We start from the raw sequence: 21,951 nt of genomic DNA on the forward strand, positions 1-21,951 counted from the left end.
CTAAGAAATAGCTGTGATTCCAGAGACGGCCCGCAATTTCAGTTGCGCCGTTACAGGATATTCATTGCGCTACGCCATTGAATCCGCACAGGTTGGCTGTATACTTATCCAGTGCTGACGGAGGGGGTTATGCGCAAAATCATTCATGTCGATATGGACTGCTTTTACGCGGCGGTGGAAATGCGTGATAACCCCAGCCTGCGTGATATCCCGTTGGCTATTGGCGGCAATCGTATGCAGCGCGGCGTGATCAGCACCGCGAACTATCCGGCGCGCAAATATGGCGTACGCAGCGCGATGTCCACCGCAATGGCCTTGAAACTCTGTCCGCACTTAACGCTGCTGCCGGGTCGCTTTGATGCTTATAAAGAGGCCTCCGCGCATATTCGCGAAATCTTTTCACGCTATACCGCGCGTATTGAGCCGCTGTCGCTGGATGAAGCCTATCTGGATGTCAGCGATAGCCCGCATTGTCACGGCTCAGCAACGCTGATGGCGCGTGACATTCGCCAGACCATCGCTCGTGAACTGGACCTTACTGCATCGGCGGGCATCGCGCCCATTAAGTTCCTTGCCAAAATTGCCTCTGATTTAAATAAGCCGAACGGCCAGTATGTGATCACCCCGGAAGAGGTGCCGCAGTTTTTGCTGTCGCTGCCGCTGGCGAAAATTCCGGGCGTAGGCAAGGTGACGGCAAAGAAGCTGGAAGATTTAGGGCTGCGCAGCTGCGCCGATGTGCAGAACAGCGATCTGGCGATGCTGCTGAAGCGCTTTGGCAAATTTGGCCGGGTAATTTGGGAGCGTAGCCACGGTATTGATGAGCGGGAAGTGATTACCGATCGTGAGCGTAAGTCGCTCGGCGTGGAGCGTACACTGTCGGAAGATATACATCACTGGGAGCAGTGTCTGGAGATTATTGATTTTCTCTATGAGGAGCTGGAGCGGCGGTTAACGAAAATCAAGCCGGATCGCCATATTGCGCGCCAGGGCGTTAAGCTGAAGTTCAGTGATTTTCAGCAGACCACGCAAGAGCATGTCTGGCCGGTGTTGAATAAAGAGGATTTAATCGCGGTTGCGAAAGAGGCCTGGCAAGAGCGCCGCGCCGGTCGTGGCGTCCGGCTGGTGGGGCTGCATGTGACGCTGCTTAATCCGCAGCTGGAACGGCAACTGCTGTTGGGGCTGTAGGCCATTTAAGCCTTCTCACGCCAGAACTGATTTCTTAATGCAGAATGTATCGATGAATAAACATAACATGTGCTGCATGTAAAAGTAGCTGCTGTTATGTTCCTGCTGCTAACAGCCCCTGATTACTTTATCACGCATTTAGAAAAGTAAATTTGGTTAGCAGGTGTACCTTCTTACTTTGAATTTAACGCTCAACGTAATATTTAATAGGTTAGCCTATGTTCTGTGGCTTATTTTTATGGTTTATTATTGCTTTAGGATAATTTATCATTCATTTGCCGCTAATCAATATTTTCATGGAATGAAAGAGGATAATAATGAGTTTCACTGGCTACTCATCCGAAAAAAACATGCTAAGTTATGATTTTGGCCGTTGGACTGGCCAAGTCTCAGGCGGGCAGTTTATTGATTTTAAAGGATTAACCAAAAATCTGGATTGTAATCGAGATTTGTTTCAAGTCGGTATTATTTACGATGATGGCAATAAATGTTGGTTAGTTCGTCCTTCACGCCGTATTGCAACAAGTACGCAAAGTTCTGTCAGTCATATAGTCATAACTAAGATAGATCAGACAACACATTTGCATAATACAGGGCGAGCTGTAGTTAAATCCGTTTCATCCCCCTCTCTGATTACAGAAATTACCTCTACAGCTTTTGCTTGTGGCGGTTTTATAGTGACTCTATTTTTGTCAGCTACTGCAACAGCCGCAATACCCTTCACTGCAGGGGGAGCAGGCATCATTGCAGCAGTTGGTGTAGCGGGTAGTGCTGCAACTGCTGCGCAATGTTTTATTGGTAGTGGTCGTTTAATCGCTATGACCAATGGTTATGATCAGCAATTAGCATGGCTGGATAGCAAGGATTGGTACGTTGCTACTTCTACTGCGCTGGATCTTCTCTCCTTAGCAGGCGCTGGGGCAGGCCTGAAGGGCACTATTGATTCCTATAAAGCAATGAAAGCCGTGTCATCGAGTAATGTCTTAGAATGGTTTCAAACGCTAAGTCGTGCTGAACGTAAGCGTATCACTGAAAACATTATTCGTGCACAAAATCCGGGCATTTCTAACGCCGGAGTGAAAGCAGCAATGGAGGCGGGGCGTTACCCTAAGCGTTTCCCCACAGAAGCTATTCAACACCAACTACAAAGAGAATTATTAATTGCAGTAAATAACACAGTAACTTTTGCTGGCAGTGGGGCCACAGGGACAATACGAAATCCGCAAAACATGGGGGTTAGCGCTAAATATGTCATATCTTCTCTCCAGTCTTTTTCTGATTTTTAAGGGATAGTATGTTATTAAAAATATTCCTGACGCGCGTTCAACACTGTCGGGCACTGGAGCTGGAGATTAAAAAAACGCCGATTGATAAGTTGCCAGCTTTGCAGGAAAAAATTAACGCCGAGATAAAAAATTCTGTCGGGATGTTTAATTTTGCGTTTCCGCTGGTGTTTAGCGCTTTTTTTATGATTATGAGCTTTGCAATGGTGCAATTTTCACTATGGCAGGCTGTAACGCAGTGGCTGGCATTGCCCTCGACGATGACTATGGCGTTTCTGGTTATTAGTTCATTGGTTTGCAGCGTAATTTACATCATGCCGATATTTATCATGTCGAAAGGATTTATAGCCGGTGTAAAACTCCATCTGATATTGGCATATGCAACGCTGTTTAGCGCCGTTATATACTTCCTGAGCATGGCTATAAGGTGGATAGCCAGTGCGTTCACGGCATGGGGTGGAATTATTAGCGCTTTATTAGCGTTAATCTTTATTGGTCTCAGCCTGTTTATCATACGCACCGAGCGCTTTTACTCATCCCTGTTATTTGCGCTCTATTGCCGAACGCTCAGAAAATTATATGGCAGCGGCGTTAAACAACGCGCTATAAAGTAAACCGCGAAAAAAAAGGCCAGGAACGCTCTGGCCTTTATTTTTTACGGATGGCAACGCGTTACAGGCGAAATTACTTCGCCGGAATCACCTTCAGCAGCTCGGTCAACAGCTGCCAGTAAAGCGCGACGCTGCCGATATGTACCTGCTCATCTGGCGAGTGCGGGCCGGTAATGGTTGGGCCGATGGAAACCATATCCATATCCGGGTAAGGCTTCTTAAACAGGCCGCACTCCAGACCGGCGTGGATGATCTGAATATTTGGCGTCTTGTTAAACAGGCGCTGATAGGTTTCGCGCACCAGCGCCATCACCGGCGAACTGGCGTCCGGCTGCCAGCCTGGGTAGCTGCCTTTCGCTGCGCCTTGCGCACCGGCCAGCTCACACAGCGAGCTCAGCATCGTTACCACGTAATCTTTGCCGCTGTCGATCAGCGAGCGAATCAGGCTGTTGATTTTCGCTTCGTGTTCGCTCATCGATACCACACCCACGTTCAGCGAGGTTTCTACCACGCCTTTCGCCACGTCTGAGTTACGGATTACCCCGTTCGGCGTGATGTTCAGCAGCGCAATAAACCGATCGCGGCTGTCAGCCGTTAGCGCCGCGCCGCTAGCTACCGGCTCGGTTTGCAGCGTGATGTTTTTCTCAATCAGGCCCAGCTCGTTCTGTAAGGTCGCCAGATACCCCATCGCCGCAGACTTCAGCGCATCGATTTTTGCCGCAGGCAGGGCGAAAGTGGCGTAGGCTTCACGCGGGATCGCGTTGCGCAGCGTACCGCCGGTAAAATCGATCAGACGCAGATCGTATTCGCGTGCGTGCAGCGCCAGGAAACGTACCAGCAGCTTGTTGGCGTTGCCCAAACCCAGATGAATCTCTGCGCCGGAGTGACCGCCTTTCAACCCTTTCAGCGTCAGGCGCAGCGTCTCATAGTCGGCCGGAACCGCTTCACGTTGCAGCGGCAGCGTAGCGGTAAAATCGATACCGCCAGCGCAACCCATATAGATTTCGCCTTCCTCTTCGGAATCGGTATTAATCAGAATCTCAGCCTGTAGCCAGTTCGGCTGTAAGCCAAACGCGCCATCCATGCCGGTCTCTTCCGTCATGGTCAGCAGCACTTCCAGCGGGCCGTGCTGCACGCTTTCGTCAGCCAGCACCGCCAGCGCCGACGCCATACCGATGCCGTTATCCGCGCCCAGCGTGGTGCCGCGCGCTTTTACCCATTCGCCATCAACCCACGGCTGGATCGGATCTTTAGTAAAATCGTGCGCCGTATCGTTATTCTTCTGCGGCACCATATCCAGGTGCGCCTGCAGCGCCACCGGCTTACGGTTTTCCATGCCCGGCGTGGCGGGCTTACGGATCAAAATATTGCCGACCTGATCACGTTCGCACCAGAAGCCTTTTTCCTTTGCCCAGGAGAGAATGTGCTGCGCCAGCGCTTCTTCATGGAAAGAAGGATGCGGAATGGAGCAGATTTTGGCGAAGATATCCCACAGCGGCTGTGGAGAGAGTTGAGACAATTCAGACACGACAGGTCTCCTGTGTCATCGGTGCGCGGCTGCGCATCGTTGCGAAATTTTTAGTATGCGATCGCCGTCAGCGAATCTGACGTGATGGGTTGAGAATACCATTCTTTGTTGCCCGCTGCGCAGTCAGGCGCGTTAAAATGCGGCAACCGCGCAATCCGATGCTGGTTTTTAACGCGTCAGATCCTTATAATGCCGCGCAACCTTTTCCCATTGCATATTTTTTAGGCCAACTCAATTGGTCGGGATTCCTTTTATGAGCGAAAAATACGTCGTCACCTGGGACATGTTGCAGATTCATGCCCGTAAACTGGCTCAGCGCCTGCTTCCTGTTGAACAGTGGAAAGGCATTATTGCGGTAAGCCGCGGTGGCCTGGTTCCGGCTGCGCTGCTGGCGCGCGAACTCTCTATCCGCTATGTCGATACCGTTTGTATCTCCAGCTATGACCACGACCACCAGCGCGAAATGAACGTGCTGAAGCGTGCGGAAGGCGATGGCGAAGGCTTTATCGTGATTGATGACCTGGTGGATACCGGCGGCACCGCTCAGGCAATCCGTGAAATGTATCCGAAAGCGCGTTTTGTCACCATCTTCGCTAAACCAGCCGGCGCGCCGCTGGTGGACGATTATGTGGTTGATATCGCACAGAATACCTGGATTGAGCAGCCGTGGGATATGGGCGTCGCCTTTGTTCCGCCTATCGTTAATCGCTGATTGACCTGCATCAAAACAACGCCCGGTTCGTCCGGGCGTTGTTGTTTCTGCTGGTCGCGCCTCTGTAACGGGTGAAGTACACTGTAGTCTCGTCATTGCGCGACGGCAGGAGAGCGATACCATGTCAGCAAAAAATCTCAGCGAAGAGCTATTCAAACCCCGTTTTAAACACCCGGAAACCTCATCGCTGGTGCGCCAGCGTCATCATCGTACCTCAACCGTTCAATCCACGCTGGATGGTGAAAGCCATACCGGCTGGTATCGCCTGCTTAATCGTCTGCTCTGGAGCTGGCGCGGCCTGTCGCCGATTGAAATCAGCGAAGTGCTGGCGCGCATTGCTGCCAGTCCGGCGGAGCGCACCAGCGAAGACCTGTTGGATACGGTCATCGGCTATCGCGGCGGCAACTGGATATATGAGTGGAGCAAGCAGGCGGCGCTGTGGCAGCAGAAGGCGATGGACGCGGGCGATGCGCCGGAAGCGGGCGAGCACTGGCTGCATGCGGTGAATCTCTATAGCCTGGCCGCCTGGCCGCATATTAAAGGCGATGAGCTGGCCGAGCAGGCGCAAACGCTGGCCAACCGCGCCTATGAAGAAGCCACGCTGCGTCTGCCCGGCGAGCTGAAAGAGCTGGAGTTTCCCGTTGAAGGCGGCGGGGCAGTGACCGGCTTCCTGCATATGCCGCCTGCGGTCAGCGCGCCTTATCCCACGGTGCTGCTGTGCGGTAATCTGGATAGCCTGCAAATCGATCACTATCGTCTGTTTCACGATTATCTGGCGCCACGCGGCGTGGCGATGCTGACGATTGATATGCCCTCGGTGGGCTTTTCCTCTAAATGGAAACTAACCCAGGATACCAGCTTCCTGCATCAGCAGGTGCTGCGCGGCCTGGAATCGGTGCCCTGGGTGGATCATACGCGCGTAGCAATGCTGGGCTATCGTTTTGGCGCGAATGTCGCGGTACGTCTGGCTTACCTTGAGGCACAGCGCCTGCGCGGCGTGGCTTGCCTGGGGCCGATTGTTCATGCGCTGCTGGCCAATTCTGCTCAGCAGGCGCGCGTACCGGATATGTATATTGACGTGCTGGCGAGCCGGTTGGGCATGCCACGCGCGACGGATGACGTGCTGCGTACCGAACTGAACCGTTACTCGCTGAAAACCCAGGGATTGCTGGGACGCCGCACGCCGACGCCGATGCTGGCAGGCTACTGGCAGAACGATCCCTGGAGCCCGGAAGAGGATGCGCGATTGATTGTTAACTCATCAGCAAACGGCAAGCTGTTACCGATCGGCTTCTCGCCGGTGCTGGGCAACTTCGATCGGGCGCTGCAAACCCTCTGTGACTGGCTGGTACAACAGTTGAAGTGATAAGTTGCTATTTTGCCTCAGTTTGCTAAAACTGTTAGCTCATTTAAGGAGGTGTAAACCATGACGTTACCAAGTGGACATCCAAGAAGCCGGTTACTTAAACGTTTTACCGCACTGGGTCCCTATATTCGCGAGCAAAAATGCGAAAATGAGCGGTTCTTTTTTGACTGCCTGGCCGTTTGCGTCAATGTTAAGCCTGCGCCGGAAAGCCGCGAGTTCTGGGGGTGGTGGCTGGAGCTGGATGCGCAATCCGATCACTTTACCTATCAATATTTCTATGGCCTGCACGATAAAGATGGCAACTGGAAGCCATGCGCCATCAAAGGCAAAGAAAACGAAGAAAAGCTGGAAAGTACGCTGCGCAATTTCCATGAACGCCTGAAAGCCACGCTGGCCGAGCTGGAGCTGGGATTGTTGCCTGCTGAGGGAGCCAACGAACAGCCGGTACAGTTAACCGCCTGATCGTCCGTTTTGAACAGAAAAGGGCAGACATCGCGTCTGCCCTTTTTTGCATGATTACCGCACCAGGCGGCCAACGTTCTGTTGCAGCAATACAGATGTATTCAGAACGCTGACCGCGTGATGCCGGATATCAGAACTGGTAAGTCATGCCCACCGCAACGATATCGTCGGTGTTGCGGTTCAGCTTGTTGTCGTCGTCCAGCAGGTTGATTTTGTAATCAACGAAGGCGGACATGTTTTTGTTGAAGTAGTAGGTTGCGCCTACGTCAGCAAATTTAATGTAGTCCGCATCGCCCAGGCCGTTTTCCATATCTTTGACTTTCGTCTGTACGTAAGCCAGTGACGGACGCAGGCCGAAATCAAACTGATACTGCGCAACTAACTCAATGTTCTGCAGCTTGTTGGCGTAGCCAGCAACATTTTCTACGGAGCCATTAACGTTAACGTTGCTGCCGCTAATCGGGTTCATATTGCGGGTTTCCGCGTAGGTTGCCGCCAGATAAACGCCGTTGTCGTCATATTTAAGGCCGGTTGCCCAGGCTTCTGCTTTCTCGCCGCCGCCGTAGATACTGTTTTTCTGGTTCAGCGTACGGTTAGAAGAAGAGACCGCAGCCTTCAGGCTCAGGCTATCGATAATTTTATAAGAAAGCGATGCGGCCATGCCGTCACCGTTGGACACGCCGTCACCACGCGTAGGTGAGTTTTCGTTTTTGCCCTGATACTGCAGCGCAAAGTCCAGGCCATCTACCAGGCCGAAGAAATTGCTGTTGCGATAGGTGGCAACGCCGTTGGTGCGGGTCAGCATATAGACGTCAGCGGAGGTATAACCGGTGGCGCCAAATTCAGGCATCATATCGGTAATGGCTTCTACATCATAAATCAGACCGTAGTTGCGGCCGTAATCCAGTGAGCCGTAATTACCCGCTTTGATACCGGCAAAGCCGAGACGCGTTTTGTTACCGCTGTTCGCATCGCCGCCTTCTGAGTTGCTCAGGTTATATTGATATTCCCACTGACCGTAACCGGTCATCAGTTCATTAATTTGCGTCTGACCTTTAAAACCAATACGCACATAAGATTTGTCGGCGTTGTTGTTGGCATTGGTGTCAGCGTCGCTCATGTAACGCATTGCTTTCAATTTGCCATAAAAATCAAGCTTGTTGCCGTCCTTATTGTACACTTCTGCTGCCTGTGCCGCGGTGCTCAGTGCCAGTGCGGAAACCAGTAGTGCCAATGCGCTCTTTTTCATTTGTTATTAATCCCAATGAGTAAAAAATATGCTGTTTTGAAAACGCTTATAACTGCGGGTACGTTGTACCGTTATTTTATGAATGTTTTATGAAGCTTTCGCTGTTTTCTTGTGAAAACAGAACTTTTAGTCTACGCGACTGTCGCTGATTTTACATGCTTTTCCCGCGGCGGTGGTTGGCATCTTTGCTTACTCCTGCTAAAACGTCCCTTCAAAGACATTTTTACTACGGCAGGACATCATGAGCGGCAGTCAGACCTTAGTGGTCAAGCTGGGAACCAGCGTGCTGACCGGCGGATCGCGTCGGTTAAATCGGGCACATATAGTGGAGTTAGTTCGTCAGTGCGCACAGCAGCACGCGGCGGGCCATCGAATTGTGATTGTTACCTCTGGCGCGATGGCTGCCGGACGTGAGCACCTGGGCTACCCGGAACTGCCGCCTACCATCGCCTCAAAGCAGCTGCTGGCTGCGGTGGGGCAGAGCCGTTTGATTCAACTGTGGGAACAGCTGTTTTCGATCTATGGCATCAATATCGGTCAGATGCTGCTGACGCGCGCAGATATGGAGGATCGTGAGCGCTTCCTTAACGCGCGCGATACGCTGCGTGCGCTGCTGGATAACAACATCGTGCCGGTGATCAACGAGAACGACGCGGTGGCGACGGCAGAGATCAAAGTAGGCGACAACGATAACCTGTCGGCGCTGGCGGCTATGCTGGCCGGAGCCGATAAGCTGCTACTGTTAACCGACCAGCAAGGGCTGTTTACCGCCGATCCGCGCAATAATCCGCAGGCTGAGTTAATCAGCGACGTGCATGGCATCGACGATGCGCTGCGAACCATTGCGGGCGACAGCGTTTCCGGCCTGGGCACCGGCGGCATGGCGACCAAATTGCAGGCGGCGGATGTCGCCTGTCGCTCGGGAATTGATGTGATTATCGCGGCGGGCAGCCGTCCGGGCGTGATTGGCGATGTCATTGCAGGCAAACCGGTTGGCACGCGTTTCCATGCCGGGCAATCGCCGCTGGAGACACGCAAGCGCTGGATCTTCGGCGCGCCGCCAGCCGGAGAGATTATTATCGACGACGGCGCACTGTCGGCGGTGCTGGAGCGCGGCAGCTCGCTGTTGCCAAAAGGTATCCGCGAAGTGAGCGGTAACTTTTCACGCGGTGAAGTTATCCGCATTCGCAGCCTGCTCGGGCGCGATGTGGCGCACGGCGTATCGCGCTACAACAGCGATGCGCTGCGCATGATTGCCGGTCACCACAGCCAGGAGATCACCAACATCCTGGGTTATGAATACGGTCCGGTGGCGATGCACCGCGACGATATGATTGTCAGCTAAGGAGCCTTTAATGCTGGAAGAGATGGGCAAGGCGGCCAAAGCGGCCTCATATCAGCTTGCCACGCTGAGCACCACGGAGAAAAACCGCGTACTGATGACCATTGCTGACCAGCTGGAAGCGCAGAGCGACGCGATTCTGGCGGCTAATCAGCAGGACCTGGCGGATGCGCGCGATAACGGTATGAGCGAAGCGCTGCTGGATCGCCTGATGCTGAACCCGGCGCGCCTGAAGGGGATTGCGGACGACGTGCGTCAGGTTTGTCGGCTGGCTGACCCGGTGGGGCTGTTGATTGACGGCGGAAGGCTCGACAGCGGCTTGCGCATTGAGCGCCGCCGCGTGCCGCTGGGCGTGGTAGGCGTGATTTACGAGGCACGCCCTAACGTGACGGTGGATGTCGCTTCGCTGTGCCTGAAGACCGGCAATGCGGTGATCCTGCGCGGCGGTAAAGAGACATATCGCACCAACGGCGCCACGGTGCGCGTTATCCAGTCGGCGCTGCAGCAGCACGGACTGCCTGCGGGCGCGGTGCAGGCGATTGAAAGCCCTGACCGCGAGCTGGTTAATCAGCTGCTGAAGCTGGATCGCTACGTCGATATGCTGATCCCGCGCGGTGGCGCAGGATTGCATAAGCTGTGCCGTGAGCAGTCAACCATTCCGGTGATTACCGGCGGCATTGGTGTTTGCCATATCTATATTGATGTCAGCTATGAGCTGGACGCGGCGCTGAAGGTGATCGTGAATGCGAAAAAGCAGCGCCCGAGCGCCTGTAACTCGGTGGAGACGCTGCTGATTAACGAAGCCATTGCCGACGCATTTTTGCCTGCGCTCAGCCAGCGTATGGCGCAGGAAGGCGTGAAGCTGCATGCCGATGCGCGTTCGCTGCCGCTGTTGCAGCAGGGCCAGGCGGAAGTGGAAGCGGTGAAAGAGGGCGAGTATGACGACGAATGGCTGTCGCTCGATCTCAATGTACGCATTGTGAAGGATATGGACGAGGCGATCGCACATATTCGCGAGCACGGCACCCAGCACTCTGATGCCATTTTGACGCGCGACACGCGCACCGCCGAACGCTTTGTTAACCAGGTGGATTCATCCGCGGTGTATGTGAACGCCAGCACCCGTTTTACCGACGGCGGCCAGTTTGGCCTGGGCGCGGAAGTGGCGGTCAGCACCCAGAAGCTGCACGCGCGCGGCCCGATGGGCCTGGAGGCGTTAACCACCTACAAATGGGTGGCATACGGCAATGATACGGTACGTTTATAGCGTAATCCGCGCTATCTGACGATAAAAGCAGCATACGATGCGGCGCCTCTTGACTCAGGCGCCGCTTTTTTTTAACGTTACAGCCCGTAGCACCTCTCCTGAAAGCCGATATAGCTCAGTTGGTAGAGCAGCGCATTCGTAATGCGAAGGTCGTAGGTTCGACTCCTATTATCGGCACCATCACCTAGTTTCCTCAAATCAACTCACATTAATAAAGTCTTTCAAAATATAGCAATTAAGCTGATTCCAGTCGTTTGAGGTCAACCCCTGTCATTTGAAATCAACATGCAATTGGAGACACAAGCAGGGGCATGTTTTGTTCAGTCCGGTATGCTCCAATGATGTTGGATATATGTAAGGTTGAAGCCGTCAAAAGAGAAGAGCTATAGCATACGTTCGTAATGAATATTTGTTTCTCTCATACCATCAGTTCCAGTGTGCTGAATAACTAGGGCAGGGTTAAAGAGTTGATGAATGGTTTACCATTCGATGAACGGCAAAAAGCGTTAAAGCTGCTTCTGACCGCGCAAAATGCGGATGAATAGTCTGGCAGGAATGAGTAATCTATCCCCGGATTTTTTACAAACGATTTCAGTTTCAAAAAGATTAAAAATAATATACTTCAGTTGGTTATGGTTCCTCGTTTAACGAGGGGGTCCAAAAAAAGACCACCTAAAAATTTTTATCCAATTAAATTCAATTGCTTACTAAAAACAGATAACGACAGCGGCGATACGAAAAGTGAAAAAAAGTGAATTTTTTTCACTCATTTCAGTTTTGCTTCGCTGCGTATCTTCATGTCTGGCGCGCTCTGGCGGTGCTGTTGTATAAAATTCCAACTGAAAAATTTTTGTGATCTGAAATCGGCAGGCGGGTGCGGTGTAGTGAGATTTTGATCTGTTTGATAGTAGGTTTTCCCTTTCATAATGAAGTAACAATTGATGCTTTAAGAAAGCTTTTTTATCAATTAAATTGATATTAAATCCTGAAGTGCTGTATTGATCCTGTAAGTAAATTAATATAATTTATAGCAAAAATTTCAGTAACCAGAAGGAATGAAAATGGACCTTGAGAATATCAGTTTTGGTGATAGAGTGGCTGAGAATGAATCAGATAAACTATCAAATTATTTTATAAGCACTCAGCAATGGCATTCTCTTTATAGTGGGAAATCGGATGTTATTTTTGGGGCTAAAGGTTCTGGTAAAAGTGCCCTCTACACATTGCTTTTAAAAAGAAATAAAGAGTTTTTTGATAGGAATATAATTTTGGTTTCTGTAGAAAGACCTACAGGGAAAACTGTTTTTTCCGATATTAATGATGAACCACCTACTGCTGAAAATGAGTTTGTTACGCTATGGAAGGTTTATTTTATTCAGCTAATCATCAATTGGTTAATTGAAAGTGGGCGATGCCGTGGCACCGCTAGAGAAATTGCTGATAAACTAGTTAGTGCGGGTCTTATAGAAGAAAAAAACACATTAAGACGTCTTGTTAATATGGCCAAGTCGTTTGCAAAAAAATTAACGGATGTGCAGTCGGTTGAGGGCGGGGCAACTTTAGAAGGTGGAGTAACTGGGAAAATAACTTTCCGTACCCCCGATGGGCAAATGAAGAAAGATGGTTATTCTTCATTAGATGAGTTATTAGAACAATTAAATGATTTTCTTACCGAAGAAAAATTAACTTTCTGGTTATTATGCGATAGGCTAGATGTGGCTTTTGACCAGAGTGTAAGCTTAGAAAAAAATGCATTAAGAGCTTTATTCAAGGTTTATCGTGATCTTGAAGAGTTTGATTGCATCTTTCTTAAGATATTTTTAAGGGATGATATTTGGAAACGAATTACTGATGATGGATTCAGAGAAGCTAGTCATATAACAAGAACCAATACTATAGAGTGGTCATCAAAAAATTTGATGAACCTAATTGTAATGCGTGTACTTGAAAATAAAGAACTTGTTGAAGCATATGGTGTGGATTCTAATGAAATAAAATCTGATCACCAAAAGCAAATTGATTTTTATTATACCCTTTTCCCAAAACAGGTTGATGTAGGGGAAAGGCAATCAGATACGTTTGATTGGGTATTAAGTCGCGTTCGAGATGGACTGGGTAAGGTCGCCCCAAGGGAGTTGATACATTTTTATAATGAGATGTTATTGCAAGAGCAAAGGGAGAAAGATATTAGCAATAACAAAGTTGAACCACCAAACATTGTTAGTAAAGCTGCTATAAAAAACTCCACGCTTGAAGTTTCGAAGGTAAGACTAGAACAAACTATTTTTGCAGAGTATCCTGATCTTAAAGACAGTATCTTATTGTTAGAAAATCAAAAAGCAGAGCATAATATACCTTCAATTTCTGCAGTTTGGCAAAAAAGTGAGAAAGATACGATTGAGATCGCCACACAACTTGCTGAAATTGGTTTTTTTGACCTGCGTTCCTTCAAAAATGATTCTTTACTCAAGATCCCATTCATTTATAGGCCTTATCTAAAAGTAGTACAGGGAAAAGCATTTTAGATTGTGCGAGGTGCCTCCTTGTCAAAGGGGGCATCAATGAGGGCGTAATGAAAATTGTTATATTTATTTTCCTTTATCTACAATATGTTATTATTCTTTTCCTATTAACGCCACTAATGATATCAAAGATTTACGCACTTGCAATGCCATCCATAAAACCCGCATGGATTAGATTTGGGACAATATTCCCAAAATCGCGTCGATTTGCATCGTATGCCGGGTCAGATGGCCTGATGCCAGATGAGCATAACGTTGTGCCATTTCGATGCTTTCCCACCCGCCCATTTCCTGACGCGCTGACAACGGACCGTGCAATGGCCCAGCCCGCTCGAGCCGCTATGACTGGCTCTTTTTATCCACATGCCCCAACTCACGATCGGGCCAGCAGAGATCGCGTACCCGCTGCTTTAGTGTCGCTGCATCGGGGAATCCGCCTTCCTGTTTACGCTCCCAAATCACCTGACCATCAATACTGATTTCAAACACACCGCCGGTGCCTGGCTTGAGCGTTACGGCGCTTAAATCTTCGGCAAAAGTGTGCAGTAATTCTTGCGCCATCCATGCCGCTCGCAGTAGCCAGTTACATTGGGTGCAATAGTAAATAGTGACTGCCGGTTTTTGCGACATTGCGAGCCTCTGTTTGATTATTGATCATAAATAAATTAACAAAATGTGCTATCTGAGCAACACTGATGTGCAAATGATATTGATAATGATTACCAATTGCATTAGATTCCTGACGAAATTATTTATTACATAATAATACGACATATTTTACATTTATTTAACGCGGTGGCGTTTTTCGGCGGCAAATCAGTGAGCGAATACTAACAATTAATCAGGTATTTCGCGCATGTCTTCACTTTTTCAGGGAATGACCCGGCAACGTCTGTTCAACGTTGCCATCTTATCTGCTGCTATCCATGCCGCTTGCAGCTACGCCGCCAGCGATAACACTGCAATTTTGCAACAGCCTGCGGATAACGAACCCACATTAACGGTAATCGCGCCTAAACAGCAGGCAGGCAATAAAACCACGATCACCGCCAGCGAGCTGCGAAAACGCGGTGCGAATGATTTTGGTTCCATCATGCGTTATGAACCCTTGATCAGCGCAACCGGTACTGGCGGCGGTTCATCCGCCGGCAAAAGTGGTTTCGACCGCGCGGGCTATACTGGCTATAACATCCGTGGGTTGGAAAGTAACCGCGTAGGTATGGATATTGATGGCATTCCCATTCCAGATGCGACTGGCCGCCCATATGTCAGCCGTACCGGTAACAACACCTTCGGCATTGGGCGTGATTACATCGATCCGTATATGTTTAGCAGCGTGGATATTGAGAAGGGGGCGACAGCGGTCGATCAGCCCAATACGGCTATTGGCGGTAATGTCTCCTTCCACAATAAAACGCCTGACGATTATCTCCTCGGCAACAAAAGCACTTACTTTGGTTATGAGAGCGGTTACGACTCCTCAAATCACAGCTGGCACAACGGGATCACGGCAGCCGCAGGCGATGATGAACTGCGCGGCCTGTTTGTTTATAGCCGCCGTGACGGTCAGGAAACCGAAAACAATAGCGGCGTAATCGATGCCTATCCCTCTAACTGGCATTCCGACGCCTTTATGACCGCCGCCATCTGGCAGCCAAATGACTGGCACAAACTGAGTGCCACCTTCGACTACTACCACAAAACGAATCACAGTCATTACGATACCTGGGACAACAGCGGTAATACCGTTTGGGGCAGCGCTCAGCAGCAGAGTGATACTCGCCGTTGGGGCATTAATCTGGTGGATGAGTGGACGCCATATAATGACCTCATTGATACGTTGACGACGCGTCTTTACTGGCAGCAAACCCAGGCGCATGACCATACCTATTTGCCGACCAGCGCCAGCCAGTACGGTTATGTCTATTCTGATTTCAACGTTGACACTTATGGTTTTGACACGCGCGGCACCAAAACGCTGGGCCGCCACGAGTTAAGTGCCGGTTTCAACGCGCGTCTGGATAACACTGAGCGTCCGTTCCGCCAGGCACCGGCGCCGGACGCCTTTAGTGTGATCACACAGCCGCAGGCTGATAGCCGTTCCTGGGCCGTGGCGGGATATCTGCAAGATAAGATCAATATTGATCTGGATAGCCACAATTTCGCCATTATTCCTGGCGTGCGCGTCATGTACCAACATACCAAACCAAAGAGCCTGGGCGATTTGACCAACGGCAGCGCGGTACTGACGGAAGAACAGGTCAAGGCGCTGTATGGCAAAACCAACGCTGATACGCAGGTCCTGCCGTCGCTGACCTTCCAGTACGATCTGACACCGGCGCTGACCACCTATCTGCAATACAAACGCGGCGTAGAATTCCCCACCACTAGCCAGCTGTATGGCTCATGGAATCTGGGATCCAGCTATGCGCGCAACTCGCAGTATGCCCTGATTGGTAATACCGATTTGAAAACGGAAACCAGCAACAACATTGAGTGGGGCCTGAAAGGTGAGGTAACCAGAGGCATAACGGTCAACACCTCAGTGTTTTATAACCAATACAAAAACTTCATTGCTTACACACGCTACAGCCGCGCCGCCAACCCAGCGAAGTTCGTTAATGTACCGGGAAACATTTACACCAGCTACCAGGCTGAAAACCGCGATAAAGCCTACATTTACGGTGCGGAGATTTCCACCAAAGTGAACTATGGCGCCTGGTTGCCGAAAGTGGAGGGGCTGAGCAGCATTTTTGCGCTGGGCTACAACGAAGGTAAATCGAAGTCCAGTTACGCCGGTGACAAATACATCGATCTCGACAGCGTCGCGCCACTAAAAGCCATTGTCGGTCTGGCATGGGATGATGCCCAGCGTGGTTATGGCGCAGCGCTGACGGCAACCTTTGTCAAAGGTAAGAAAGCCACGGCCACTAACCGTGAAAGCTATGCGAATGCTGGTGGCGCGTTAACCGATTCCGATGCTAATTACATGCGCGTACCCGGTTATGGCATGGTGGATGCAACGGTTTACTGGCAGGCGACCCGCAACGTCAAGCTGAGCGGCGGTATTTATAATATTACCGATCGCAAATATTGGGATTACGCCAGCAGCCGGACACTGAGCGATACCACTGCGCAGAACCGTAACGATATCAACCTGGCGGTGATGCCAGGCCGCACCTTCCAACTCGGTGTAAACGTCGACTTTTAATTATCTTTTCGCCCTGCGTCCGCGCGGGGCCTTTTTATGGAGCAAGCGCAATGCACCCACGTTACGATCACTATCTTGCCTTGAAAGGCGAGCATCCCAAAAAATATGCGCGCGATCTGGCTGCGCTAATGGGCATAGGCGAAGCACAGTTGTGTGAAGCCCGCGTTGGTCAGGATGCACAATCCCTGAATGCGGATTTTCCAGCGCTGCTGAAAGCCCTGGCGGCGGTAGGCGAAACGAAAAGCATTACCCGCAACGAATATGCTGTGCATGAACAGCTCGGCAAATATGAAAATCTACACCTGGGCGCACACGCCGGATTGGTCCTCAACCCCCGTGCGCTGGATCAACGTCTGTTCCCGGCGCAATGGCACAGCGCTTTCTTCCTGCGTGAGCAGACGGCGCATGGCGAACGTCAGAGCATTCAGATTTTTGACCGCCACGCCGATGCGGTGCTGAAAATCTATACCACCGACAACACGGATATGGCGGCCTGGGATGCGCTGATTACCGGATTCAGCGTCGATGCGGCAGCCACGCTTAACCCGCAACCGGCCAGTGCGCCGACGTACAGCCATGCTGTTGATAGCGCAGGCGTCGAAGCCGAATGGCGTGCCATCACCGACGTGCATCAATTTTTTGGCTTACTGAAACGTCACAATATCTCACGCCAGCAGGCGTTTCGCGCCGTACCCGACGATCTGGCGCGTCAGGTAAGCAACGATTCGCTGGCGCAGCTGCTGGGGCAGGCGCAGCAGGATGGTAATGAAATCATGATTTTCATCGGCAATCGCGGTTGTACGCAGATTTTCACTGGCGCGGTAGAAAAGCTGATGCCGATGGAGAACTGGATCAACATCTTTAATCCAACCTTCACGCTACATCTGAGGGCGGATCACATCGCTGAGAGCTGGGTGACGCGTAAACCGAGTGGCGATGGCTTTGTCACCAGTCTCGAACTTTTTGCCGCCGATGGTACGCAAATCGCTCAGCTCTATGGACAGCGTAGCGAAGGGACGCCAGAGCAGGCACGCTGGCGTCAGCAGGTCACCGCCTTAGGAACCCGCGCATGAAGTGTTTGATGTTGCTATTGCTTGGCGCACTGGCAATGCCGACGCGTGCCGCCGAACGGATAATTTCCGTCGGCGGTGACGTTACGCAAATTATCTACGCGCTGGATGCACAGGCTGATTTAGTGGCGCGCGACAGCACCAGCCAACATCCGGCGCAGGCCAATAAGCTGCCGGATATCGGCTATATGCGCCAGCTTAATGCTGAAGGGATTTTAGCGCTGAAACCAACACTGGTGCTGACCAGCGAGCTGGCGAAACCCTCGCTGGTATTGCAGCAGGTAGAACGCGCAGGGGTAAGAGTGGTGAATGTCACGGGCAAAACCAGTCTCGACGCGATCCCGGAAAAAATCGCCACCATCGGCAAAGCGCTGCACCGGGAAGATAGAGCCAGCGCGTTAATAGCGAAAGTAAATAAGCAGCGCGTACAGATTTCGCAACGGCCATTGCCGGTGAAAGTGCTGTTTATTATGGCGCATGGCGGTATGCGCACGCAGGCGGCAGGTCGACAAACCGGCGCGGATGCGGCGATTCGCAGTGCCGGTTTAGTTAATGCCATGGCAGCGATTCCGCACTATCAGCAACTGTCGCAGGAGGGCGTAATTGCCGCTGCGCCAGACCTGGTGGTGGTAGGAAAAGAGGGGCTGCATACGCTGGGCGGTGAAAGTAAAGTATGGTCACTGCCGGGACTGGCGCTGACGCCTGCTGGTCAGCAGCGGGCGCTGTTGGTGGTGGATGACATGGCGCTGCTGAGCTTTGGCCTTGATACACCAGAGACAATCGTCACGTTACGTCGTGCCGCCGAAGCGGTTAAACATGAGTAACAGGACGGTAGTGCGATGGCTGCTATTAATGGGCGTCAGTATGGTGATGTGCATGCTGATGGCCGCCAATATGGGTGCCATGCCGCTTTCCGTGCGTACGCTGTGGCATGCGCCACTCAGCGATATGGCGTGGCAAATCTGGCTCACTATTCGTTTGCCGCGCGTGCTGCTGGCGGTGCTTTTTGGCATGGCGCTGGCGGTATCCGGTGCAGTAATGCAGGGCTTGTTTCGCAATCCGTTGGCCGATCCTGGCTTGCTTGGCATCAGCAGCGGAGCCGGACTGGCGGTGGCGATCTCTATTATTGTGCCACTCAGTTTACCGCCGTTGCTGGCGCTATGGTTGCCGTCGATTGCCGCGTTTATCGGCAGCCTGCTCGTTACGCTGCTGATTTTCAGCTTCAGTCGTCTGGCACCGGGGAATCTGTCGCGTTTGCTGTTGATCGGTATCGCCATCAATGCGTTGTGCGGCGCGGCTGTGGGCGTGCTTTCCTGGCTCAGCAACGATCAGCAACTGCGTCAACTGGCGCTGTGGGGCATGGGCAGTTTGAGCGCGGCGCAATGGCCGAGCCTTATCGTCTGTGCTGCGCTGATCCTTCCGGCATTGATGGCCATCCAAACCCGGGCGCGTCGTCTTAACCTGCTGCAACTTGGCGAGGAGGATGCGCACTATATGGGGATTGACGTGAAGCGTACCCAACGCGAACTGTTGGTGCTGGGAGCGCTGCTGGTGGGCACAGCGGTATCGGTGAGCGGCATCATTGGCTTCGTGGGCCTCGTCGTGCCGCACGTAATGCGCTTCTGCGTCGGCAGCGATCACCGCTGGATGTTACCGGGGGCGGCGCTGGCGGGGGCCATCCTGTTGCTGCTGGCGGATACGCTGGCGCGCACGGTGGTGATCCCGGCGGAGATGCCGGTGGGATTGCTAACCAGCTTACTCGGAGGGCCATGGTTTCTCTGGCTCATTCTGCGCCAGCGCAGGGGGATAAATGAGTGATTCGCTGCGGGTTCGCGGCCTGCGCTTTAACCACGGTACACGCGCGCTGATTGACGATGTTTCCATCACCTTACCTTCGGGCGAAATGATCGCGCTGATCGGCCCCAACGGCGCAGGTAAATCCACGTTGCTGCGCCTGTTAACAGGTTTCCTGACGCCCGCAGCCGGTGAATGCTGGCTCGGCGAACGCCCCCTTAAGGCGTGGCCACGGACGTTACTGGCGCAGCGTCGCGCGGTGATGCGCCAACAAAACAGCGTGACTTTCCCGTTGCCTGCGGAAGAGGTGGTGGCGATGGGGCGAGCGCCCTGGCCACCCGGCAAAGCGCAAGCGGTGATCGAGGAAGTGATGCAGATTACCGGCAGTCTGGAACTGGTCGGGCGCGATTACCGCTCGCTCTCCGGCGGCGAGCAGCAGCGGGTACAGCTGGCGCGCGTCCTGGCGCAGTTATGGCACGACGATGGCCCACGTGGCTGGCTGTTTCTTGATGAACCAACTTCAGCGCTCGACCTGTTCTGGCAGCAGCACAGTTTGCGTTTGCTGCATAAGTTGACGCGCAACGGCGGCCTCAGCGTCTGTATGGTATTACACGATCTCAACCTGGCTTCGCTGTGGTCCGATCGTGTTTTGCTGCTGCATCAGGGCAAACTGGTGGCGCAGGGCGCCCCGCAAGATGTGATGACCGAGAGTACGCTGACGCGCTGGTATCAGGCGGATCTACGCGTCGTGATGCCACAAGAACAGGGCCGACCGCAGATCCAGCTGCGCGCGTGAACGGGATATCTCAGCGCCGCACAACGTGCGGCACTGAGGTTCATTTCACAAAGCAGAGATAGCGTGCGCGACGCTGTTTTTCGCACCCATTTTCAGCAGCGAAAGATAAGCGGCGGTTACCTGCGTGACAAAGCGTGGTTCCTGCGGCAGTTCATTGCCGAAAATAGCCTCAATGCCCAGCAGCGCCTTAACGCGTGCTTCACCTTCCTCGCTGTGCGTTACCGCATCCTGAAGCAGCGGAAGCAGCGGGTCGCTGACGTCAATCGCTGCGCCTTGTTCGTCGATGCCGCCGACATAGCGCATCCAACCTGCCACGCCCAGCGCCAGTAAAGTAAAGTCGCTCTGATGAGCCAGATGCCAGCGAACAGAATCCAGCATACGCTGTGGCAGCTTCTGGCTGCCGTCCATGGCAATCTGCCAGGTTCGGTGGCGCAACCCGGTGTTGCTGTAACGCTCAATCAGCAGATCGGCATAGCGCGCTAAATCAACCCCTTTGACATTCAGCGTGGGCGCCTGCTCGTTCAGCATCAGCAAATGCGCGGCGCGCCTGAAGTTCTCATCCTCCATGCATTCATTAATATGCTGATAGCCCGCCAGATAGCCGAGGTAAGCCAGAAAAGAGTGACTGCCGTTCAGCATACGCAGCTTCATCTCTTCAAACGGCAGCACGTCTGATACCAGTTCAGCGCCCGCTTTCTCCCATTCCGGGCGACCTGCCACAAAATTATCTTCAATCACCCACTGGCGGAAAGGCTCACAGGCTACGCCCGCCGGATCGCGCACGCCCGTAAGCTGTTCAATCTTATCCAGGGTATCTGGCGTAATGGCCGGTACGATGCGATCCACCATGGTGGAAGGGAAGGTGACATGCTGTTCAATCCAGGCGGCGAGTTCGGCATCAAGCGCACGGGCGTAGCTAACGATAACGTTGCGCGTGACGTGTCCGTTTTCCGGCATATTATCGCAGGACATCACGCTAAACGGCGGCAGACCTGCGGCTTTGCGGCGCGCCAGCGCTGCCACAATCACCCCAGGTGCCGATTTTGGCTGATACGGGTTTTGCAGATCGGCGGCGATCAACGGATGATCCGCCATCAGCTGGCCGGTCGCGGGCGAATGGCAATAGCCCTTTTCAGTGATGGTCAGCGAAACAATGGCTACCTGCGGCTCGCACAGCGCGGCCAATACCGCGTCCAGCCCGTCCACCTGCGCATGCAGCGCGCGTTTTACCACGCCGACCACGCGGGCGGTCCAGGCTTCTGCCGACATCTCCGCAACGGTAAAAAGATGATCCTGCTGGTTCAGATCGGCAATCTGCTGCTCGCCGCCAATCAAATTCACTTCGATATAGCCCCAGTCGCTGCCCTGTTCCGCCGCCAGAATATCGGCGTAAACCGCCTGATGCGCGCGGTGAAACGCGCCAAATCCCAGATGGACAATACGCGGTACCAGGCGGTTGCGATCCCAGGCTGGCACGGTGGCCTTCGCCGTTAACAGTTTACTTTGCATGTTCTGCTCGCTTTATTAAAAGAGAAGGGCAGCAGACAGGCTGT

At 52.4% G+C, this 21,951-nt stretch carries 18 protein-coding genes, 1 tRNA gene and 1 pseudogene; 15 read left to right on the forward strand and 5 right to left on the reverse strand.

Going from position 1 to position 21,951, the window contains the following annotated elements:
• The first annotated feature begins 129 nt into the window (after positions 1-129).
• The 3 genes from dinB to J2X14_RS12755 all read left to right on the forward strand — a co-directional run bounded on the left by dinB (position 130) and on the right by J2X14_RS12755 (position 3,082).
• Entirely contained in the window at positions 130-1,185 is a 1,056-nt protein-coding gene (gene dinB, locus J2X14_RS12745) for a DNA polymerase IV (protein WP_352411578.1), read from the forward strand.
• A gap of 317 nt (positions 1,186-1,502) precedes the next feature.
• On the forward strand, positions 1,503-2,471 hold the full coding sequence (gene ssp4, locus J2X14_RS12750) for an Ssp4 family T6SS effector (RefSeq protein ID WP_352411579.1): 969 nt from the start codon (positions 1,503-1,505) through the stop codon (positions 2,469-2,471).
• Between the two features lie 8 nt (positions 2,472-2,479).
• A complete protein-coding gene (locus J2X14_RS12755; protein ID WP_352411580.1) occupies positions 2,480-3,082 on the forward strand; it encodes a hypothetical protein in 603 nt (200 codons plus the stop codon).
• 70 nt (positions 3,083-3,152) lie between these two features.
• Here J2X14_RS12755 and pepD read toward each other — a convergent pair whose 3' ends face one another.
• Positions 3,153-4,607, reverse strand: a complete 1,455-nt coding sequence (gene pepD / locus J2X14_RS12760; RefSeq protein WP_352411581.1) for a beta-Ala-His dipeptidase — start codon at positions 4,605-4,607, stop codon at positions 3,153-3,155.
• 253 nt (positions 4,608-4,860) lie between these two features.
• On the opposite strand from pepD, the gene gpt reads away from it, so the two are divergent.
• From gpt to crl, 3 genes are all read left to right on the forward strand, one after another.
• Positions 4,861-5,319: a xanthine phosphoribosyltransferase gene (gene gpt, locus J2X14_RS12765; protein WP_103058977.1), complete on the forward strand. Its 459-nt coding sequence runs from the start codon at positions 4,861-4,863 to the stop codon at positions 5,317-5,319.
• A gap of 121 nt (positions 5,320-5,440) precedes the next feature.
• Entirely contained in the window at positions 5,441-6,685 is a 1,245-nt protein-coding gene (frsA, locus tag J2X14_RS12770) for an esterase FrsA (protein WP_352411582.1), read from the forward strand.
• A gap of 60 nt (positions 6,686-6,745) precedes the next feature.
• The gene (gene crl, locus J2X14_RS12775) at positions 6,746-7,147 is read left to right on the forward strand and encodes a sigma factor-binding protein Crl (RefSeq protein WP_352411583.1); all 402 of its coding nucleotides are present in this window, start codon (positions 6,746-6,748) and stop codon (positions 7,145-7,147) included.
• Positions 7,148-7,277: 130 nt separating this feature from the next.
• On the opposite strand, the gene J2X14_RS12780 is transcribed toward crl, so the two are convergent.
• Entirely contained in the window at positions 7,278-8,396 is a 1,119-nt protein-coding gene (locus J2X14_RS12780) for a porin (RefSeq protein WP_352411584.1), read from the reverse strand.
• Between the two features lie 241 nt (positions 8,397-8,637).
• Between J2X14_RS12780 and proB the strand changes: the two genes are divergently transcribed.
• The 4 genes from proB (at position 8,638) to J2X14_RS12800 (ending at position 13,530) form a co-directional block, all read left to right on the forward strand.
• Positions 8,638-9,741 (forward strand): glutamate 5-kinase, encoded by a 1,104-nt coding sequence (gene proB / locus J2X14_RS12785; RefSeq protein WP_352411585.1) that lies wholly within the window; start codon positions 8,638-8,640, stop codon positions 9,739-9,741.
• Between the two features lie 10 nt (positions 9,742-9,751).
• Positions 9,752-11,005, forward strand: a complete 1,254-nt coding sequence (gene proA / locus J2X14_RS12790) for a glutamate-5-semialdehyde dehydrogenase (protein ID WP_352411586.1) — start codon at positions 9,752-9,754, stop codon at positions 11,003-11,005.
• A gap of 104 nt (positions 11,006-11,109) precedes the next feature.
• Positions 11,110-11,185 (forward strand) — tRNA-Thr (locus J2X14_RS12795).
• A gap of 881 nt (positions 11,186-12,066) precedes the next feature.
• Entirely contained in the window at positions 12,067-13,530 is a 1,464-nt protein-coding gene (locus J2X14_RS12800) for a P-loop ATPase, Sll1717 family (protein ID WP_352411587.1), read from the forward strand.
• Between the two features lie 130 nt (positions 13,531-13,660).
• Here the strand turns inward: J2X14_RS12800 and J2X14_RS12805 are convergent.
• Positions 13,661-13,836, reverse strand: a pseudogene (locus tag J2X14_RS12805) (integrase); the annotation flags it as partial.
• Positions 13,837-13,866: 30 nt separating this feature from the next.
• Positions 13,867-14,157: an Rdx family protein gene (locus tag J2X14_RS12810; RefSeq protein WP_352411588.1), complete on the reverse strand. Its 291-nt coding sequence runs from the start codon at positions 14,155-14,157 to the stop codon at positions 13,867-13,869.
• 226 nt (positions 14,158-14,383) lie between these two features.
• Between J2X14_RS12810 and J2X14_RS12815 the strand changes: the two genes are divergently transcribed.
• The 5 genes from J2X14_RS12815 to J2X14_RS12835 are packed head-to-tail and all read left to right on the forward strand — an operon-like array spanning position 14,384 to position 20,398.
• Positions 14,384-16,738 (forward strand): TonB-dependent receptor domain-containing protein, encoded by a 2,355-nt coding sequence (locus J2X14_RS12815; protein WP_352411589.1) that lies wholly within the window; start codon positions 14,384-14,386, stop codon positions 16,736-16,738.
• Positions 16,739-16,788: 50 nt separating this feature from the next.
• Positions 16,789-17,811: a hemin-degrading factor gene (locus J2X14_RS12820; RefSeq protein WP_352411590.1), complete on the forward strand. Its 1,023-nt coding sequence runs from the start codon at positions 16,789-16,791 to the stop codon at positions 17,809-17,811.
• Positions 17,808-18,632, forward strand: coding sequence for a heme/hemin ABC transporter substrate-binding protein (locus J2X14_RS12825; protein ID WP_352411591.1), 825 nt, complete (start codon positions 17,808-17,810; stop codon positions 18,630-18,632). The genes J2X14_RS12820 and J2X14_RS12825 overlap by 4 nt, the downstream gene beginning before the upstream one ends.
• Positions 18,625-19,626, forward strand: a complete 1,002-nt coding sequence (locus J2X14_RS12830) for a FecCD family ABC transporter permease (protein ID WP_352411592.1) — start codon at positions 18,625-18,627, stop codon at positions 19,624-19,626. The genes J2X14_RS12825 and J2X14_RS12830 overlap by 8 nt, the downstream gene beginning before the upstream one ends.
• Positions 19,619-20,398, forward strand: coding sequence for a heme ABC transporter ATP-binding protein (locus tag J2X14_RS12835; RefSeq protein WP_352411593.1), 780 nt, complete (start codon positions 19,619-19,621; stop codon positions 20,396-20,398). The genes J2X14_RS12830 and J2X14_RS12835 overlap by 8 nt, the downstream gene beginning before the upstream one ends.
• Positions 20,399-20,443: 45 nt before the next feature.
• Here the strand turns inward: J2X14_RS12835 and J2X14_RS12840 are convergent, their stop codons facing one another.
• Positions 20,444-21,907 carry a mannitol dehydrogenase family protein gene (locus J2X14_RS12840; protein WP_352411594.1) on the reverse strand — a complete coding sequence of 488 codons (1,464 nt, stop codon included), beginning with the start codon at positions 21,905-21,907 and terminating at the stop codon, positions 20,444-20,446.
• Positions 21,908-21,951 lie beyond the last annotated feature (44 nt).

The sequence above is a fragment of the Mixta sp. BE291 genome, from assembly GCF_031457955.1.
Lineage (GTDB): Bacteria > Pseudomonadota > Gammaproteobacteria > Enterobacterales > Enterobacteriaceae > Mixta.

Coding starts and splice junctions, on each gene's coding strand:
- frsA (WP_352411582.1), top strand. CDS start 5,441: ATGTCAGCAAAAAATCTCAGCGAAGAGCTATTCAAACCCCGTTTTAAA.
- J2X14_RS12835 (WP_352411593.1), top strand. CDS start 19,619: ATGAGTGATTCGCTGCGGGTTCGCGGCCTGCGCTTTAACCACGGTACA.
- J2X14_RS12810 (WP_352411588.1), bottom strand. CDS start 14,157: ATGTCGCAAAAACCGGCAGTCACTATTTACTATTGCACCCAATGTAAC.
- J2X14_RS12820 (WP_352411590.1), top strand. CDS start 16,789: ATGCACCCACGTTACGATCACTATCTTGCCTTGAAAGGCGAGCATCCC.
- crl (WP_352411583.1), top strand. CDS start 6,746: ATGACGTTACCAAGTGGACATCCAAGAAGCCGGTTACTTAAACGTTTT.
- J2X14_RS12830 (WP_352411592.1), top strand. CDS start 18,625: ATGAGTAACAGGACGGTAGTGCGATGGCTGCTATTAATGGGCGTCAGT.
- proB (WP_352411585.1), top strand. CDS start 8,638: ATGAGCGGCAGTCAGACCTTAGTGGTCAAGCTGGGAACCAGCGTGCTG.
- J2X14_RS12815 (WP_352411589.1), top strand. CDS start 14,384: ATGTCTTCACTTTTTCAGGGAATGACCCGGCAACGTCTGTTCAACGTT.
- proA (WP_352411586.1), top strand. CDS start 9,752: ATGCTGGAAGAGATGGGCAAGGCGGCCAAAGCGGCCTCATATCAGCTT.
- dinB (WP_352411578.1), top strand. CDS start 130: ATGCGCAAAATCATTCATGTCGATATGGACTGCTTTTACGCGGCGGTG.
- J2X14_RS12825 (WP_352411591.1), top strand. CDS start 17,808: ATGAAGTGTTTGATGTTGCTATTGCTTGGCGCACTGGCAATGCCGACG.
- J2X14_RS12755 (WP_352411580.1), top strand. CDS start 2,480: ATGTTATTAAAAATATTCCTGACGCGCGTTCAACACTGTCGGGCACTG.
- J2X14_RS12800 (WP_352411587.1), top strand. CDS start 12,067: ATGGACCTTGAGAATATCAGTTTTGGTGATAGAGTGGCTGAGAATGAA.
- J2X14_RS12780 (WP_352411584.1), bottom strand. CDS start 8,396: ATGAAAAAGAGCGCATTGGCACTACTGGTTTCCGCACTGGCACTGAGC.
- ssp4 (WP_352411579.1), top strand. CDS start 1,503: ATGAGTTTCACTGGCTACTCATCCGAAAAAAACATGCTAAGTTATGAT.
- gpt (WP_103058977.1), top strand. CDS start 4,861: ATGAGCGAAAAATACGTCGTCACCTGGGACATGTTGCAGATTCATGCC.
- J2X14_RS12840 (WP_352411594.1), bottom strand. CDS start 21,907: ATGCAAAGTAAACTGTTAACGGCGAAGGCCACCGTGCCAGCCTGGGAT.